Annotated in this window: 16 protein-coding genes; 5 read left to right on the top strand and 11 right to left on the bottom strand. The window is 61.8% G+C overall.

The window, feature by feature from the left end:
- Window positions 1-299 precede the first annotated feature (299 nt).
- The 5 genes from GSQ92_RS29685 (at window position 300) to GSQ92_RS29665 (ending at window position 6,743) form a co-directional block, all read left to right on the top strand.
- Complete coding sequence (locus tag GSQ92_RS29685) at window positions 300-1,019, top strand: tetratricopeptide repeat protein (protein WP_159014919.1); 720 nt, start codon at window positions 300-302, stop codon at window positions 1,017-1,019.
- A gap of 563 nt (window positions 1,020-1,582) precedes the next feature.
- On the top strand, window positions 1,583-2,533 hold the full coding sequence (locus tag GSQ92_RS29680) for a Ku protein (protein WP_159014917.1): 951 nt from the start codon (window positions 1,583-1,585) through the stop codon (window positions 2,531-2,533).
- Window positions 2,534-2,566: 33 nt separating this feature from the next.
- Window positions 2,567-3,013: a hypothetical protein gene (locus GSQ92_RS29675; protein WP_159014915.1), complete on the top strand. Its 447-nt coding sequence runs from the start codon at window positions 2,567-2,569 to the stop codon at window positions 3,011-3,013.
- A 1,591-nt stretch (window positions 3,014-4,604) separates the two neighbouring features.
- Window positions 4,605-5,936: an MFS transporter gene (locus GSQ92_RS29670; protein WP_159014914.1), complete on the top strand. Its 1,332-nt coding sequence runs from the start codon at window positions 4,605-4,607 to the stop codon at window positions 5,934-5,936.
- Window positions 5,937-5,993: 57 nt separating this feature from the next.
- Window positions 5,994-6,743: an SDR family NAD(P)-dependent oxidoreductase gene (locus GSQ92_RS29665; RefSeq protein WP_254066748.1), complete on the top strand. Its 750-nt coding sequence runs from the start codon at window positions 5,994-5,996 to the stop codon at window positions 6,741-6,743.
- Window positions 6,744-6,775: 32 nt separating this feature from the next.
- Here GSQ92_RS29665 and GSQ92_RS29660 read toward each other — a convergent pair whose 3' ends face one another.
- From GSQ92_RS29660 to GSQ92_RS29610, 11 genes are read right to left on the bottom strand one after another with little or no spacing between them, the layout of a single operon-like run.
- Window positions 6,776-7,996 (bottom strand): PotD/PotF family extracellular solute-binding protein, encoded by a 1,221-nt coding sequence (locus GSQ92_RS29660; RefSeq protein WP_216857041.1) that lies wholly within the window; start codon window positions 7,994-7,996, stop codon window positions 6,776-6,778.
- Window positions 7,997-8,008: 12 nt separating this feature from the next.
- Window positions 8,009-8,725: a cyclase family protein gene (locus GSQ92_RS29655; protein WP_158803321.1), complete on the bottom strand. Its 717-nt coding sequence runs from the start codon at window positions 8,723-8,725 to the stop codon at window positions 8,009-8,011.
- The gene (locus tag GSQ92_RS29650; protein WP_159014911.1) at window positions 8,725-8,952 is read right to left on the bottom strand and encodes an acetyl-CoA carboxylase biotin carboxyl carrier protein subunit; all 228 of its coding nucleotides are present in this window, start codon (window positions 8,950-8,952) and stop codon (window positions 8,725-8,727) included. Before GSQ92_RS29650 ends, GSQ92_RS29655 begins: the two co-directional genes overlap by 1 nt.
- 12 nt (window positions 8,953-8,964) lie before the next feature.
- Window positions 8,965-9,954 carry a biotin-dependent carboxyltransferase family protein gene (locus tag GSQ92_RS29645; RefSeq protein ID WP_158803319.1) on the bottom strand — a complete coding sequence of 330 codons (990 nt, stop codon included), beginning with the start codon at window positions 9,952-9,954 and terminating at the stop codon, window positions 8,965-8,967.
- A complete protein-coding gene (locus tag GSQ92_RS29640) occupies window positions 9,951-10,820 on the bottom strand; it encodes an allophanate hydrolase subunit 1 (RefSeq protein ID WP_158803318.1) in 870 nt (289 codons plus the stop codon). Before GSQ92_RS29640 ends, GSQ92_RS29645 begins: the two co-directional genes overlap by 4 nt.
- Window positions 10,817-12,196, bottom strand: a complete 1,380-nt coding sequence (locus GSQ92_RS29635) for an acetyl/propionyl/methylcrotonyl-CoA carboxylase subunit alpha (RefSeq protein WP_159014909.1) — start codon at window positions 12,194-12,196, stop codon at window positions 10,817-10,819. Before GSQ92_RS29635 ends, GSQ92_RS29640 begins: the two co-directional genes overlap by 4 nt.
- Window positions 12,196-12,921, bottom strand: a complete 726-nt coding sequence (locus GSQ92_RS29630) for a LamB/YcsF family protein (protein WP_158803316.1) — start codon at window positions 12,919-12,921, stop codon at window positions 12,196-12,198. Before GSQ92_RS29630 ends, GSQ92_RS29635 begins: the two co-directional genes overlap by 1 nt.
- Window positions 12,922-12,935: 14 nt before the next feature.
- Entirely contained in the window at window positions 12,936-13,970 is a 1,035-nt protein-coding gene (locus tag GSQ92_RS29625; protein ID WP_159014907.1) for a GTP-binding protein, read from the bottom strand.
- Window positions 13,967-14,290 carry a hypothetical protein gene (locus GSQ92_RS29620; protein ID WP_159014905.1) on the bottom strand — a complete coding sequence of 108 codons (324 nt, stop codon included), beginning with the start codon at window positions 14,288-14,290 and terminating at the stop codon, window positions 13,967-13,969. The genes GSQ92_RS29625 and GSQ92_RS29620 overlap by 4 nt, the downstream gene beginning before the upstream one ends.
- 5 nt (window positions 14,291-14,295) lie before the next feature.
- On the bottom strand, window positions 14,296-15,177 hold the full coding sequence (locus GSQ92_RS29615; protein WP_159014903.1) for a polysaccharide deacetylase: 882 nt from the start codon (window positions 15,175-15,177) through the stop codon (window positions 14,296-14,298).
- Window positions 15,178-15,208: 31 nt separating this feature from the next.
- Window positions 15,209-16,315, bottom strand: a complete 1,107-nt coding sequence (locus GSQ92_RS29610; RefSeq protein ID WP_158803312.1) for an ABC transporter ATP-binding protein — start codon at window positions 16,313-16,315, stop codon at window positions 15,209-15,211.

Here is a 16,315-nt window from a genome sequence, read left to right as displayed (position 1 = left end):
TTCAAGGACCAGTCCATCGACATCCAGGCCGTGAAACGCGAGCTTGGCGTGCATTTCCTGGTAGGGGCAGCGTCCGTCGGTTGGGGGATCGCGTCAGGATCTCGGCGCAGCTGATTGACGCCCAGACAGGCAATCATGTCTGGGCCGAACGTTACGATCGTCCGATGCCTGATCTCTTTGCTATGCAGGATGAATTAGTGCGTACAATTGCCGCAACACTCGTACGCCGAACGTTTGTGAATACCGGAGAGCGTTTGCGCCGCAGTCCGCGATGTAACCCGTCCGCTTACGACCTTACGATGCAGGCGGATAGCCTTGCTTGGGATAGGCCCTCGGCGCGGGTTGAGGCGAAGTGCCTCTTTGAGCAGGCGATCGAGCTCGACCCCGGATACGGGCTTCCTCACAGCCTGCTGGCGTTACTCCTGTCCGACGATTGGCAGTTTGGACGGGCGGGAACTCCCGAAGTCCTCGACCGCGCGTTCGCACTTGCGAAGCGCGGAGCGGAACTTTCGGACGGTGAAGGCGCAAGCCACACAGCATTGGGCTTTCTTCACATGGAACGACAACATTTCGACGCAGCACTGAGCCACTTGGAGCGCGCCGTCGAGATTAACCCGGCCAACCCGGTGAACACGACCGATCTCGGCATAGTCCTCTCGAGGGTCGGCCGCGCGGAACAGGGGCTTGAGCACCTACGCGATGCGCGCCGCACAGACCCGTACTTACCTTCCTTCTACCGGCCGGCACCGGGGGTCGCTCAGTTCGTGATGCGTCGCTACGTGGAAGCCTTGGCAGAATTCGACCGTGGCGAACCAACGAGGGCCGAAGCGTTGGCCATAATGGCGGGATGTTGCGCGAAGTTGGGGCTTGCCGAACGCACTCGGGATTTGGTGAAGAAGTGTCTGGCGATTCAACCGGAAGCGACGATAGGGGAACTCGTCAGGAGGGCCCTCTTCGCGGGAGCGAGTGACCGCGAGCATTTTTCCGAATGCCTACGTCTCGCCGGAATGCCCGAATAGCAAACTAAACCACGTGTGCTGCATAGCGGCCAACGGGCAGCCTCGGTATCGAGGGCATCAAAATCACAGGCTAAGGGCGGTGGCTCCTCGTCTGCATCAGATGAAATAACAGCGACCGGCTTTTGGTCATGAGATTGATGCCAGCTAACGACACCCGGCACGAGCAACGATTATCGCCGCACTCGCTACATCACGGTCAATACGCGAGATGCAATCTTATCGCGTGTTGACTCCAAGACTTCTGTGCAAGCAGTATACCGCCGACGATCAACCGTGCCCCGACGAAATCGAATAAATCGGAATCGGTGATCTTTTCCAAAACCGCTTCCCTTGTGCAGTGCAACATAATTTTGGTGGGTTGAGCAATAACGGAAAGTTGATAGTTGTTCTGGCCGCCTCTAGCGGCTTGCTGAAATGCACATTCGCAAAGCCATGACGGACGCACCTCACCTTCTGAATGAGGTTGGCGAGGTAAGGAGAATAACTGACCCTCTCTTGCTCGCGTTAGTCGAAGTGACTTCTGTTATCGGCGACTGGAACCTCTGCTGTCTGGATAATCGAGCATGGCATCACGACCCATCTGGCGCGGCCATCTTCGTCTGGCGCTCGTCTCCTGCCCGGTCGCCCTCTACAATGCGCGGCACGATCGGGCTGCGATCCGTTTCAATATGATCAACCCTGAGACCGGCAACCGAATCAAGATGGTTTCCCAGGATTCTGGGACGGGAGCTCCTATAGAGCGCGGGAAGACCGTGAAAGGATACGAGTTCGACAAGAACCGATACCTGATCCTGAATGATGAGGACTTTGAGAGCGTCAAGGTGGACAGCTCCTCAATCATGTCGGTCGAGAAGTTTGTAGACGCAGGGTCGATCGATCCGATTTATTACGACGCGAGCTACTTCCTGGCGCCAGACGGAAAGGCCGGCGAGGATGTTTATGCGGTTCTGCGAGAGGCAATCTCAAAGACCGGAAAGACCGCGTTGACGCGCGTCGTTATCTCGCAGCGGGAGCGGACTGTTGCCTTGCGCCCCATGGGCGTCGGGCTGATGGCCCACACCCTCTATGAGGATCGTGACCTCAACAGCGCCGACGAGTATTTCGAAGACGCGGCGCAGTTGAAGACCGATCCCGAGATGGTCGAACTCGCTACACAGCTCATCCAGCGGAAATCAGGGAAGTATGATCCGGCGGATTTAGAGGACCGCTACGAGACCCGGCTCCGGGCGCTGATAGACACGAAGCTGGCGGGTGGCGGGCTGGTCACGGAGCCTGAAAGGCCGATTGAACGCGGGAACGTCATCGACCTTGTGGCTGCGCTCAAGAGAAGCCTCGCGCAGGCGCAGAGCGCCGAGGAACAGCCGAAGCCTCCAAAGGCGCGCAAGGATCCGGATCGTCGTCAGACGGGTCTCAAGCTGCCGATTGCGGGTGGAAAGGGCAAAGTGGCAGAGCCCGCCGTTCAAGCCGAGCCCGCAATCCAATCGGTGTCGAGCAGAACGAAGAGAAAAGCGTAGCTGGTTGTCGCTGCGACGACTGAAAACACCGGGGTGACGATGATCCGCCAGATAGTCCTCGCATCAGCGCTTTTGGCGTCTTCTCCATGCCTAGCTAAGGTCTGGAGCGAACACTGGACGGCCACGGCAACTGACTCCATCGCGATCACCGGTGACGTGACGCTCTACAACAACCGGATGGTGATGGCCGGCGGTAAGAGCTTCCCGATCCATAAGCTGCACAATCTGACGATCTCGGCGATCGGTGGCTTCAACGGACCGGCAACGCTTTTCAAGATTTCGCCGCCGAGTAACCCTACACTGCTCAACGGCAACAAGCTCTGCGGCAACGATCCAATCACCTACGTGATTATCTGGCACCATCCGAAGATAATGCCCGGCAGTCCGCCCGGCAGAGGTCTGGCCGCGTTCTCAGGTGCCGCTGAACCGACCGGTTCGGGTAATCCCTGCGCGGTGTATTTCTACGAGATCGGCCATTAGGTATTAAGTTTCGAGGCAGTCTCTGTGCGCGGCGGTGTCGCCGGGCCCACATAAACCCAGCCTCCCTTCGTCACGTCGTCCGCGTGGATGCCGACGCGCTGGTAGAATAGCCAGTGGTCCGTCTCCCAGCCTCGGACACGATATCAGTATGTGGGTTGGTGAACCCAGTGAACCGTTCCGTCGGGCGTGCCGCGAGGAGGCATGCATGCATCCATGTGTCGGTCTTCCTTTCGACAGATGACAACGACGCCGGCAGGTCCAACCCTCAGTGTAATGGTCTCGCCGCGGTAGTTGAAGTAGCGAAGACCCTGTTTGCCAGCTCGCAAGTCGCAACGTGGCGTCGTGAGATCGCTGAGCTAAAGCGGCTTCTATAGATGGCCACGCTGCCTCGTTTCGATACAGCATCGACGGCGTGGCCGGATGATTGCAAGCTGAAGCACACTGCGGAATCTTGTTAACGGTTGCACCGAAATCGCCTGATGCGAGCTGACCGACTGATCCCACCATAATTACACTGTGAGGTCAACACGCGATAATCTATATTATCGCGTATTGAGCAGCCTTCTGTTGGAGCGCTGAGCCTGGAACGGGAAGGACTACGTCGATATCGAACTCGCCGCAGTCCTTGACACGTTTATGGTCGCTACAAACCTGACAGCCTGGCAAGAGAAGAAGCCCCCATTCGACGTTTCCATTGTCGGCCTGTGGAAGAGGGCGCGGACTAGTGGTGGCCTGATCGTTCCGGTGCAGGCCGTCAATTCCGCATTGAAGTTAGGTCGGGTAGTTGCGCAGGCGCCGTGAGTTACGCGGCTTTGAGCGCCGCACACATGCAACAGGTGGTGCCGAAAAGAGCTGCATGCTGAAGCTTCGCTCTGAATTGATCTTGAAGAAGCTCACGACTTAACTTCGCGTGGCGGAAGGCGGTCCCTCGCGATTTGTACAAGAAGTTCGTGCCGTGCGGCAATGCGTCGTCGTTGAAGTCATATTCGTGGTTGTGCAGCGGCTTCGAATGCTTGCCGTTACCGACAAGCGAAGCAGCCCGGCACACGCTGAAGGAATCGAGCGAAATCCTCCGACGCTGTTTAGAATTCCGTTGACTCCTCCACGTTCTCGCCGCCTGGCACCTTTCGCGCCGCGGAAAGAGCCGCTGTCGCGGCATCGAGATCGTCGATCATGGGCGCGAACTCGCGCGTTAGTGCACTTCGCAATCCATCTCGTAGCTGGGCGCAATAGCAGTTATAGCATGCCTGGACGTTGACACTGTGCCGGTAGAGCGAAATTCTGCGCCCAAAGTCGCGACATTTGTCGCGACGAAGCCAAGGCTCCGCGACATAGAGCAGCCAAAGCTCAAAACGACTTGTTGCGGGGCATCTTCGTGATTTATGCGGTTTTGCCGGACAAGACTGCACGATTCGATGGGCACTACCATTTGGGCGGACGTACCTTACACGTGGTCGATCGATCTGGCGCCGCACGAGGTTTCTTGCCAGCCACCTGACACTGGGGCCGGCTCGACGTTGCACGCCGTGCCTGCGGGGGCCGCAGCCACTTTACACAATGCCAAGCGCCCCAATAATCAAAGGGAAAGATCATGATTGGCCTCGCAACTCTTCCTCACGATACCGCAACGCTATCGCGCCGGGAGAAGAGCCGTACTGCGATTCGCGGCGCGTTCTTTTCTGAGTTCATCGACATGTTTGACATCTATTTGCCAACGGTGGTGCTGTCGCCCATCCTCTTCTTCTTCCGACCCGCCGCAATCACGCCGGGGACTGCCGCGATACTAACGTCCCTCGTTTTCATTACGACACTTCTTGGCCGCCCGATTGGGGCTTTTATCTTCGGCGTCGTCGCAGACAATGTCGGCCGCCGCATGGCGTCGATCTACTCTGTTTCTGGCTTCGGCTTCATCACCTTCCTGATCGCCATCCTGCCAGGCTTCGACAGCATCGGCATCGCCTCCTATTGGCTCCTGGTCCTGTTACGCTTCCTGGACGGCATCTGCCTGGGCGGCGGCTACACAGGTGCGATGCCGCTCGCCATTGAATATGCCGAGAAGCCGAGACGCGGCTTCGTGGGCGGCCTAATCCTTGCGGCGTTCCCCCTCGCTTATGTCGTCATCAACCTGATCGCCATGCTCATGTTCGCGCTCTTCCCGCTGCATGGCGCGCAGTCACCTTATGTCCACTGGGGCTGGCGCATTCCGTTCGTCATCGGCGCAGTGCTCGCCGGCCTCCTCGCACTCTACTATGCATACAAAGTCCCGGAGTCGGAGGTCTGGGCATCGGAGACAGCCGAGGGCAAGCAAAAGCTACCATTGCGGGACCTCATAACAGGCCGCAGCGCTTGGGGTCTGCTGCAGGTCCTTGTCATGATGACGGGCTTTTGGCTGACGCAGAATATCATCACCATCTTTATCCCGACCACGCTGCTGCTTCACATTCTGCATCTGCCGAAATACGAACTGACATCGACGCTGCTCATCTCCTACCTTGTACTGTTCTTCAGCTATATCGCTTCAGGGATGATAGGCCAGGCGATCGGGCGGCGGCGGTTCTTCCTGATCGTCGGCCCGCTCATCGCAATATTTGGCGGCGGAATCATGTACGCGCTGGTAAGCATCAGGCTCGGCTTGCCGCTAGTCGTGCTATTGGTCTGCCTCATGTCGGTGCTCGTCACCTCGCCCTGGGGTGTCATCGTTACCTATATCAACGAGCGCTTCGTGACCGATGTGCGGGCAACTGGCTTTGGTCTGGGCTTCAGCCTGTCGGTAGTCATTCCGTCCTTCTATGCCTTCTACATGAACTGGCTTGGCATCATCATGCCGTTCACGCTGACTCCCGTCGTGTTACTCGTTATTGGAGGCTTGCTAGGCGCCCTCGGCGCGTTCATAGGACCGGAGACGCGTAACGTCGACTTCTAGCATCCGTCCGCATGTGTCTTGAGTTGTCGCGAAGACTGTAGCTGTTTGGAGATGGTGATGGTGGGACGCCTTCAAGGAAAAGTTGCGCTCGTGACCGGCGGGGCTGGAGGAATAGGAGAAGCCATCTCCGCGGCTTTCGCGCGGGAAGGCTCGGATGTTGCTAACCTGGATCTGGAGATCGACAAGGCCCAGGCCTCCGTCGATCGCATCTCCGCCCGCGATGTGCGGATGATTGCAGTCGCCGCGGACGTCTCAGATGAGAGCGCCGTGCAAGCCGCGGTTGCCATCGTGATCGCAAATCTCGGGCGGATCGATATCGTCGTGAACGCGGCGGGCATCGACACGACATCGCTGGTCAACGACATGTCAACCGCGATGTGGGACCAGATGATCTCCATCAATCTTCGGAGTGTCTTCCTCGTCACGCGTGCCGTTCTTCCTGGCATGATCGATCGCGGCTTCGGGCGGGTCATCAACATTGCGTCGCAATTGGCGCAGAAGGGCGGTCCGGAGATGGCGCATTACGCCGCCGCCAAGGCTGGCGTGATCGGCTTCACCCGCTCCCTGGCCTATGAAGTCGCGCGTAATGGAATTACCGTCAACGCGATTTGCCCCGGACCGATCGACACTCCGTTGTATCGGGCGCTTCCCGAGGACTGGAAGGTCCGCAAGATCGCGGAGCTTCCAATTGGCCGCGTTGGCCGGGTCGATGAAGTTGCGCCCACTGCCGTTATGCTTGCCTCGGACGAGGGTTCTTACTACATCGGCGCCACGTTGAATCCCAACGGCGGCGACGTGATGGTCTAGTTTCGAGCCGACGAACCTTTGCCGGCGGCGGGTCAAGTTTCGAGGAACTGATTCCACCTCCGAACGAGATAATTGTGCTCACGCATGGTGGTGTTCCAAAGAGCGATGTTGGATATCCGGTCCAGCACCGAGCCGCCGCTACGCGTGGTGCCGGCGGGAATCACAAGCGAACCATCCGGCCCTGGTAAAGCGGAGGGCGCGGGTTTGCCCTCGTACCAAAAGAACCACTCCGCCATCGACAAATGCGGCCGGATATTGTCGCAAGCCGAGACGTACAGCCCATGACGTGTCATCTGCGCGCCCGCCCAGCCCGACAGCCACCAATTGAGGTAGTCATAGGCCGCATCAGCGACCCGCCCCTCTGCCCGGCCGGACAATGCCATACAGCCGTGCCAGCCCCGATAGCCTTCCAGCGGCACCGCGTTGCGCACGTCAACGCCCCGCGACCAAAGACCGGCGAGGGCCGTGGCCCATAGGCTGCCGATGACGACTTCACCGTCCTCCAGCAGCGGGACCACATCCGAAACGGACCGCCACAAGGTGTGAAAATGACCCGCCCTCTTCCGCCCGATCAAAATCCGTACCAGCGTATCGATCTCCGCGATGCTGAGATCGGCCGGGTCCTCGAAGCTGGCCAGCCCCTGCGCCATCATCGCGAGTGCCGCCTCGGCCGCGCCGATGGTTGGATCGGCAACCAGCGCCACGCGGCCACTCAGCCGGCTGTCCAACAACCAGCCCCAGCTCTCCGCCTCGCCGGGCAGCAGCGCCTCCAACGGACCCGGCAGATAGCCGAAGGCATCGACATTGTACACGCCCGGCACGGCCGTGACCGTTTCCGTGCGGTGGATGCCGAGCCGGCGGTCGGGCGAGACAAACAGCCGCGAAAGCGGCATCGAGCGGGATCGGTCGACACGTCCGGTCATGCGCAGCGCTTGGTCGCGATGCATGATCTGGTCCCAGGAGAGGATCCGGCGGATGTCAATGGGCTGCAGCGCGCCCGACCACCAGACGACGTCAAGGCTGTGAAACCAGTGATCGTAAAGGTCGTAGGTGCCCGGGTGCCGGACGGCGACCTGCTGGGCAGCGACGCCGTCCATCGGGGCGAAGACGATGTCGATGCCGAGATCCTGCTGCGCCTTGAGCCGGATCCGTTCGTGCAGCGTGACGGCGGTGCCCAATACTCTCAGCACCGGCCTCGCCGGAAGAATGGCGGGCGCGGCAAGATCACCAGGTTTCGACCTCGATTTCGTCATGACCGGCGATGTTCAGCCTGCGCCAGCCGGGCTCTCCAGTATCGCGAAAGCCCGCACGGGCGAGCCGGAGCCGCCACTGATCCGCAGCGGCACGCCAAAGAACTGAAATTCCCCTTTCCCGATCAGCAATTCCAAATTCACGAGCCATTCCCAATGGCTGATGCCGAGCTCCCGGCAGAGGCGGTGCTGCGCGAAGACATTGTCGCTTGGCCTGTCCGTCGAAGGCCCCTCGACGCCATGCATGCGGGAGCCACGGGCATGGAGCCAGCGGGTCGCCTCCACCGTCAGCTGCGGATTCTTCCAGACGGAATCGAGGCCCGGATAGGTACGATTGTGGAAGCCCGTGCAGAGCAGGACAATATGGCCGTCAACGATCACGCCTGCCGCCGCCTCGGCCGCCTCGATTTCCTCCAGGGTGATGTCACCGAGATCGGGGATATGACGCAGGTCCAGACACACGGCCTTGCCAATGAAAAGTTCGAGCGGCATCTCATCGATGCTGGCGCCGGTCGGACTGACATGGCGGAATGCGTCCACATGCGTGCCGACATGATCGAGCGTCGCGATGAAGTTGGTCTGGAACGTCATTGCATCGCCAGGCACGCCGAGCTCGAGCGCTTTGGCGCTTTCATGCGTCAGATGCGTTGTGATCACCGGCCTCTGGAACAGTTTATGCGTGGGCATGTTGTCTTCGATGAGAAGACTGAGGTCGATGATCCTGCCGGCCACTACGCAACCTCCTCCAAGTCCACCGCTGGCGCATCAGCATCCAGGCCCTCTTGATCGGCGGCGACATAAACGGCCGTGACCTTCCCGCCGGCGGGCGCGGTATGCGGCACCTCCATCTTCATGACCTCCATGATGAACAGCACATCGCCCTCGGCGACGATGTCGCCAGGCTGCACCAGCACCTTCCAGACATTCCCCGCCGTCAGCGTGCGAATTTCAATGGTCATAGGCTCTTCTCCCTATACGATCGAGCCAAGGATGGAAGCGTCGGTGCAGAGTGCGGCCAAGCTGCGCGCCATCGCCTGCGATTCCGCGACGCTCACCGCTTTGAAGCGGTAGGTCTCCCCCGGCTTGGATTGCCCCAGTTTCCAAAAGGCGGCTTGTGGCACGGTATAGGGATTGATGAAGCCACCCATGGAAGGCCCATCATTCACCAGGATGATCGGCGTCTGCCCCGCGAGGTTGATGGCGCCGAGCGGATAGCCCTGGTCAATAATGTTGGAGGGCAGCGAGCCGTGTTCCGGCGCCTTGTGCAGCGCCTTTTCCGTGAAAGTCCAGTCAGGCCCGTCTAGCCGGAAACCGGTTCGATCCGATTTGCCCGAGAGCTTCCAGTCGGCGGACAGAAACCGTGCATGCCCCTCGCCATCGATCCAGTCATCGTTGGGACCGGCAACGACCTCGATTTCCCAGCGCCGGTCGGTGGAGATCACGGGCCGCGCCGCTTCTTCCACGATGAGACCGGCCTTGGCCGTCGCGGCCGGCACGCCCAACGGCACCTGCTGACCCGGCTTCAGCGCGTGGCCTCCGACACCGCCGATCCCCGCCTTATGGAAAGTGGCGCGGGAGCCGAGCCAGGGTTCGACATCTATCCCGCCCGCCAGTGCCAGATAGGCGCGCGCGCCGAGTTTGGCGAAGGACATGGCAAGTACCTGCCCCGGCTGCGCCGTCACGCTCTGCCATAGCGGAACAGGCGCGCCATCCAGCGTCGGCAGCATGTCGGCGCCCGTCACGGCGAAGACGGTTTCCGCGCCGAAACGCAGCGTCGGGCCAATATACTGGCATTCCAGAGCGGGTGCCCCGACCACATTGCCCACCAGCAGATTGGCCAGCCTGAAGGACCAGCTATCCATCGGACCGGAGGGCGGGAAGCCCTGATTCCAGAAGCCGTAGCGCCCCGGCCAATCTTGCACCGAGGTCTCAAGCCCAGGCTTGATGATTTCAAGTGTCATGACGTTCTCCGCGCGCCAAGCGATGCGGTCCATGCCTTATAGAGTGCTACTGAGAACTTCCCGTAGCCCACCATGTTGTATTGATAGGTTCCGTCGGCCACTTCGCGCTCGATGGTCTCGAACTCCTCGACCGAGCAGGGCACAAAGCGCACGCGGTCGCCCGGTCGGAACAAGCAGATCGACCCCGCGAAAGCGGCGAAGCGTTGTGCGCGGTCCCAGATCGGCACCGGGGTTCTGGCGAAGATCTGGTAGCCGCCCGGCAATTGCTCCGGATAGATCGCGGTCGATGCGCCGCCAAGGCCGATGGCGCCGCCAGGCGTCCAGGTGCGGGGCGGGTTGTATTTCGGCGCGGTCATTTTGGCGCGCGGGTCAAGCGCCATCATAAAAGGCAGTCCCGGCCAGAAACCGAGCGAGGCGACCCAATATTCGGTTCCGGAATGCACCCGGACGAAATCATCCGTGTCGCGGAGGCCGTTGAGCTCCACCATATAGTCCCAATCCGCCGTCTTGGGCGCGATCTTGGCTTGGTAGTCCTCTACGCAGGCGCGCGTCCATGGGTCGAGGTAGACGGCGGGCAGATAGAACAGCCGGCTCTCCAACTCCAAAGCATCGGAGGGGCCAAGACCCGCGACCAGGCGCGACAGCTCTGCCCGCAGGTCGTCGAAGCTGATGATCTCAGGCTCGTAATGCACAAGCATCGAGGCGAAGCACGGCGCTGTCTCGATCACGCCGGCGATGCGCGCCTCGAGGATGGCGGCGGCCAGACCCTGCGCCATGAAGTTGAGTTCCAGGTTCATCTCGTTGCCGAATTCGACCAGCATGTAGCGGTCGCCGCCCGGCAGGTAGCGCGGCTCTGGATAGATCATGCGGCCGTCTCTCCGGTTTTGGGCGGGAAGAGCGTCGCCCGATGCGTTTCGATGAAACCCGTAAGCGTCCGCCCGTCAATGAACGCCGGATGGTCGAGCAGCCGGATCAGGAACGGCAGAGTGGTCGTGATGCCCTCGATCGTGATCGCGCTCAGCGCGGCGCGCATCGCCTCGATCGCTGCGTTACGGTCCGCCGCATGGACGATAACCTTGGCGAGCAGCGAGTCGTAGAAGGCCGATACCGTATCGCCCTCGCGCACGCCGGTATCGATGCGGAGATCCGGGCCTTCCGGCAGCGAGAGGCGAGAAATCCGGCCCGGCGACGGCAGAAACATCCGTTCCGGATTTTCCGCGCAGAGCCGGCATTCGATGGCGTGGCCGCGCGCGACCAGACCGTCCAGCAGCGGCGCGCAATCCTCGCCTCGCGCCAGCCTCAATTGCAATTGCACGAGATCGCGCCCAGCCACCATCTCGGTGACCGGATGTTCGACCTGAATGCGTGTGTTCATCTCCAGGAAGAAGAATTCCTTGGTGTCGTCATCGACCACGAATTCGATCGTTCCGGCGGAACGGTAGGAGACGGCGGCGGCCAGCGCCTGGGCCGCCATCTGCATCGCGGTCCGCGCGTCACGCGTGATGCCGGGCGATGGGCTTTCCTCCAAAATCTTCTGAAAGCGGCGCTGGACCGAGCATTCGCGCTCGAACAGATGCGCAGCGCGGCCGTCACCCAGGCCGAAGACCTGCACCTCCACATGGCGCGCCGCCGCGACATAGCGTTCCAGATAGGCGGTGCCATCACCGAAGGCGCGCTGCGCCATGGATTGCAGCGATTCCACCGCCGCCCGAAGATCCTCGGGTCTCGCCACCAGCCGCATGCCGATGCCCCCGCCCCCGGCCACCGCCTTGACCAGAAGCGGATAGCCGACCGCCTCCCCGGCCGCCTCCAGCCCCTCCAGGCCGCCGGGGGCCAGTCTCGCGCTTGCCGGCAATACCGGTACGCCGGCTGCCGCTGCGGCGTCCCGGGCTCGCGCTTTGTCACCCATCATGGCGATCTGTGCGGCAGTCGGACCGACAAAGACCAGGCCCGCATCCTCGACCGCCGCGGCGAAAGCGGCGTTTTCGGCCAGGAACCCATAGCCGGGATGGATCGCATCCGCGCCCGTCTGCCGCGCCGCCGCCAGGATGGCCTCGACCTTGAGGTAGCTATCTGCCGGGCGCGGTGGCCCGATCAACACGGCCTCGTCGGCGGAAGCGACATGTAGCGCGGCGGCATCGGCTTCCGAATAGACGGCGACGGTCGCGATACCGAGCGACTTCGCCGCGCGCATGATGCGCACCGCGATCTCCCCCCGGTTGGCAATCAGAAGCTTGCGCATCAGGCCGCCAACTGCCGTATCGCGCCGCGCACGGCCCCCGCGATCTCCATCGCATTGGGCGTATCCGAATGAACGCAGATGGTCTCCGCGCCAACACGGACGTCACGACCGCCAACGGTCTGGGTAAGTCCTTCCTTGATCGCGCGGACGCAGCGCCGCGCGGCCTCTGACGCGTCCACGGCGTCATGCACCTGGGTGATGATCAGCTTACCGTCGTCGTCATACTCCAGGTCGGCGTAATACTCTGCGAGGAAGGGAATTCCACGCTCCGGATAGATCGTCTCATGCAGCGTGCCGAGCATGCCGAAAACCGGAACCCTGAAGATCGCGGCGGCATCGCAGACGGCATGAGCCACATGCTCCAACCGCCCGGCCATCCCGAACAACGAGCCGTGCGGCTTGATGTGATTGAGCACCATGCCCTCCGCCTCCAGGAAGCCCTTCAGCGCGCCGATCTGATAGATCAGGCAATTCGCCAGCTCCTCCCGCTTCATCGCCATCTCCCGGCGCCCGAAACCCTGCCTGTCCGGCAGCGAGGGATGCGCGCCCACCGCTACACCATGCTCGCGGGCGAGGCGAACAGTCGCGCGCATATGGTTGAAGTCGGAGGCGTGGAAACCGCAGGCGACGTTCGCGACATCGATCAGCGGCATCAGCGCCGCGTCATCCCCCAGCCGGTAGAGGCCGTAGGATTCCCCCATGTCGCAGTTCAGCAATGTCGCCATGGTCAGCTCCTGTATTACGCGGCGTATTCGGGAACCAGGCCCAGGAAGGCCCGGCAGGACCGCTCGATCAGGTCGCGCGGCAGATCACGCACAATGAACACGAGGCGCGAGCGGCGGTCGCCGTCGGGCCATCCATCCAGATGCAACGGTTGATGCATGACGTGCTGGACGCCGTTGATGAAAACCGGATGCGCGGAGCCCGCGATATCAAGCAAACCCTTCACGCGCAGCACCCGCTCCCCATGCGCCTGCAGCAGCATGGTCAGCCAGATGCCCAGCGTCACCCAGTCGATCGCGTGGCCGAAGACCATGCAGAAGCTGTGAAGCCCGGCCGCATGACTGGGGAGGGATTGCAACCCGCCGGGCCTAGGTGCTGGTGACGTCCAGGCGAGGGCCTCGGCGCGAAGCGCATTGGGCGAGACGGCATCAGTCAGCAGGGCGCCCAAATCCAGATCGGTCGCCATCGCGTGGAAAGGCGTGGCGCCCGGATTGATGGCGCGCAGGCGCCGGGCAAGCGCCTCCGTAACCGCGGGACCGGCGAGGTCGGTCTTGGTGATCACCAGCCGATCGGCGACCGCGACCTGCTTGCCCGATTCCGGCTGGCGTTCCAGATGGAGCGCGCCGTTGACCGCGTCGACCGTGGTGACGACACAACCCAACCGCAGGTGGTGCCGCAGCATCGGCTCGCTGGTCACGGTCGAGAGAATGGGCACGGGATCGGCGAGGCCAGTGCTCTCCACGATGATGCGCAGGAATGGCGGCACCTCGCCCCGCGCACGCCGGTCGAGTAGATCCTTCAGTGCTTGGCCGAGATCGTCCCGCACTGTGCAGCAGATGCAACCGCTGCGCAGCAGTACTGTCTCTCCATCCAGGTGACGCAGCAGGTGATGGTCGAGGCCGATTTCGCCGAGTTCGTTGACCAAAACCGCACTATCCGCCAGCGCGGGCGTGTCGAGTAGCCGTCGCAGCAGCGTGGTCTTGCCGCTGCCAAGGAATCCGCTGACGAGATGCAGCGGCAGGCGCGACGGGGCGACGCCGGGCGCCGTCATGGGCGCATTGCCTCCTTCTCAAGCCGCTCGAGCAAGCCAGCGTCGAGGGGGTCGCATGCCCGTCCGCACAGTCGCGCCGCAGCTTGCCAGAGATGGGCCGCGTTATCGACGATCTCTGAACGGCCAGTATAGGTGGCGATAATATAAGCGCTGCCCTGCCAATCCGACGCCGTGAGCCCGAAAGGCCGCAGCACGCGGTTGAGGCCGCGCACGCGCTCCTGCCGTTCCCGACGGCGAGTGGGCGTGTCGGGCGGGGATGGCGCCGGCACGCCGTCAGTCCAATGCGGCGCGGTCCCCACAATGCCGCAGAGACCGCACATCGGAGTCAGCCCTTACGCGGGAAGCGTCGCGCGAAATCATCCGCCATCTCGTTCATGGTGACGAAGCGCACGCCCGCATGACCCTTCATGTATTCATACAGGCGCTCGAGCATCAGCAGCACTTGCGGGCGACCAGAGACATCGGGGTGGATGGTGATCGGGAAGACCGCGTAATCCATCTCGCGATAGACCCAGTCGAACTGGTCCCGCCAGAGTTGCTCGATATCGCGCGGATTGACGAAGCCGTGGCTGTTCGGCGCCTTCTTGATGAACATCATCGGCGGCAAGTCGTCGAGATACCAACTGGCGGGGATCTCGATCAGCCCGGTTTCCGTGCCCCGCAACAGCGGCTTCATCCAGGTCTCGGGATTCTGCGAGTAATCAATCCGCGTCCAGCTATCTCCGACGCGGACGTAATATGGATGAAAATCGTTATGCATCAGGCTGTGGTCGTATTTGATGCCGCGTTCGACCAGCAGTTCGTTGGTGACAGGGCTGAACTCCCACCACGGCGCGACATAGCCGGTCGGCGGCTTGCCGGCCAGCTTGGTCACGAGTGCGATGCAGCGGTCGAGAATGATTTCTTCCTGCTCGCGCGTCATCGCGATCGGATTTTCATGCGTATAGCCGTGGATACCGATCTCATGGCCCGCATCGGCGACGGCCTGCATCTGTTCCGGAAAGGTCTCGATCGAATGGCCTGGGATGAACCAGGTGGTCTTGATGCCGAAACGCTCGAACATCTTCAGCAGACGTGGACTACCGATCTCGCCTGCGAAAAGGCCGCGGCTGATGTCGTCTGGGCTGTCCTCGCCGCCGTAAGAGCCTAGCCAGCCAGCCACGGCGTCAACATCGACGCCAAAGCCACAGAGAATTTCTTTAGCCATGATCTAGTTTCTTCCCCTTTTGATGGGACCGTTATCGCTTGTCTGCGGCGACGATGGTCGCCTCCTCCGGCCGCAGGCCGATCCAAAGGGATGATCCCGCGACCAGCCCCTCCCCGCCCGCATGGCCCGTATGGCCGTCCAGAAGAATTTCGCGCCCGTCCGACAGAGCCGCGCGGATCAGGCGTGTATGCGCCACGACCTCGACCGCGAGAATTCGCGCCGAGAGCAAATTGCCCTGATATTGCGCCTGCAGCGCCGCCTCATTGCTCGTCTCGCGATGCGGCTCCAGCGCCTCGGCCGGCAACACGATCTGCGCCGCGTCCCCTGCGCGCAGGAAGCTGTCCGCGACGACGCCCCGCATTGGCCCGTAGGATGTCTCGATCAGGCCCGACGCATCCTTGAGTCTCCCCATTACCAGCGTGTTGCGCCCGATGAAGCGCGCGACGAAGGGGGTTCTAGGGCGAGTATAAAGATCGGCCGGGCGGCTGACTTGCTCGATCCGCCCTCTATTCATCACGACGATCCGGTCCGATAGGATCAACGCTTCTGACTGCGCGTGGGTCACAAACACGAAAGTGATGCCGAGGGTCCGCTGCAGCAGCTTCAGCTCGTTTTGGACCGAGCGCCGCAGATTGGCATCCAGCGCACCGAGCGGCTCATCGAGCAGCAGGATCCGCGGCTCCACCACCAGCCCCCGCGCCAGCGCCACGCGCTGACGCTGACCGCCGGAAAGCCCCGCCTCCTTCCGGTCCGCGATAGTGAGCAGATCGAGCTTCTCCATGATCCGGTTTGATCGCTCCCTGCGCTCCGCGGATTTGATGCCGCGCGCGGCGAGGCCATATTCGATGTTCCGCCGCACCGTCATATGCGGAAACAGCGCGAAGTTCTGGAAGATGGTCGAAGTCGGCCGCTTCTCCGGCGGAAGGTCGTTGATGCGCTGACCGCGGATCAGGATCTCGCCCGCGGTGATCGATTCGAAACCCGCGATCATCCGCAGCGTGGTGGTCTTGCCACAGCCGGAGGGGCCGACCAGGGAGACGAACTCCCCCTGTTCGACCACTAGCTCGACATCCTCCACCGCGCTGACGCCGCCCGGATAGGTCTTGCGCAGCGCAACGAGTTCGAGATCCGCGACCAT

This window comes from Acidisoma sp. S159, from assembly GCF_009766125.1.
Taxonomy (GTDB): domain Bacteria; phylum Pseudomonadota; class Alphaproteobacteria; order Acetobacterales; family Acetobacteraceae; genus Acidisoma.
Note: the sequence above shows the minus strand (reverse complement) of the source record. Positions and strands in the feature narration are given on the sequence as shown.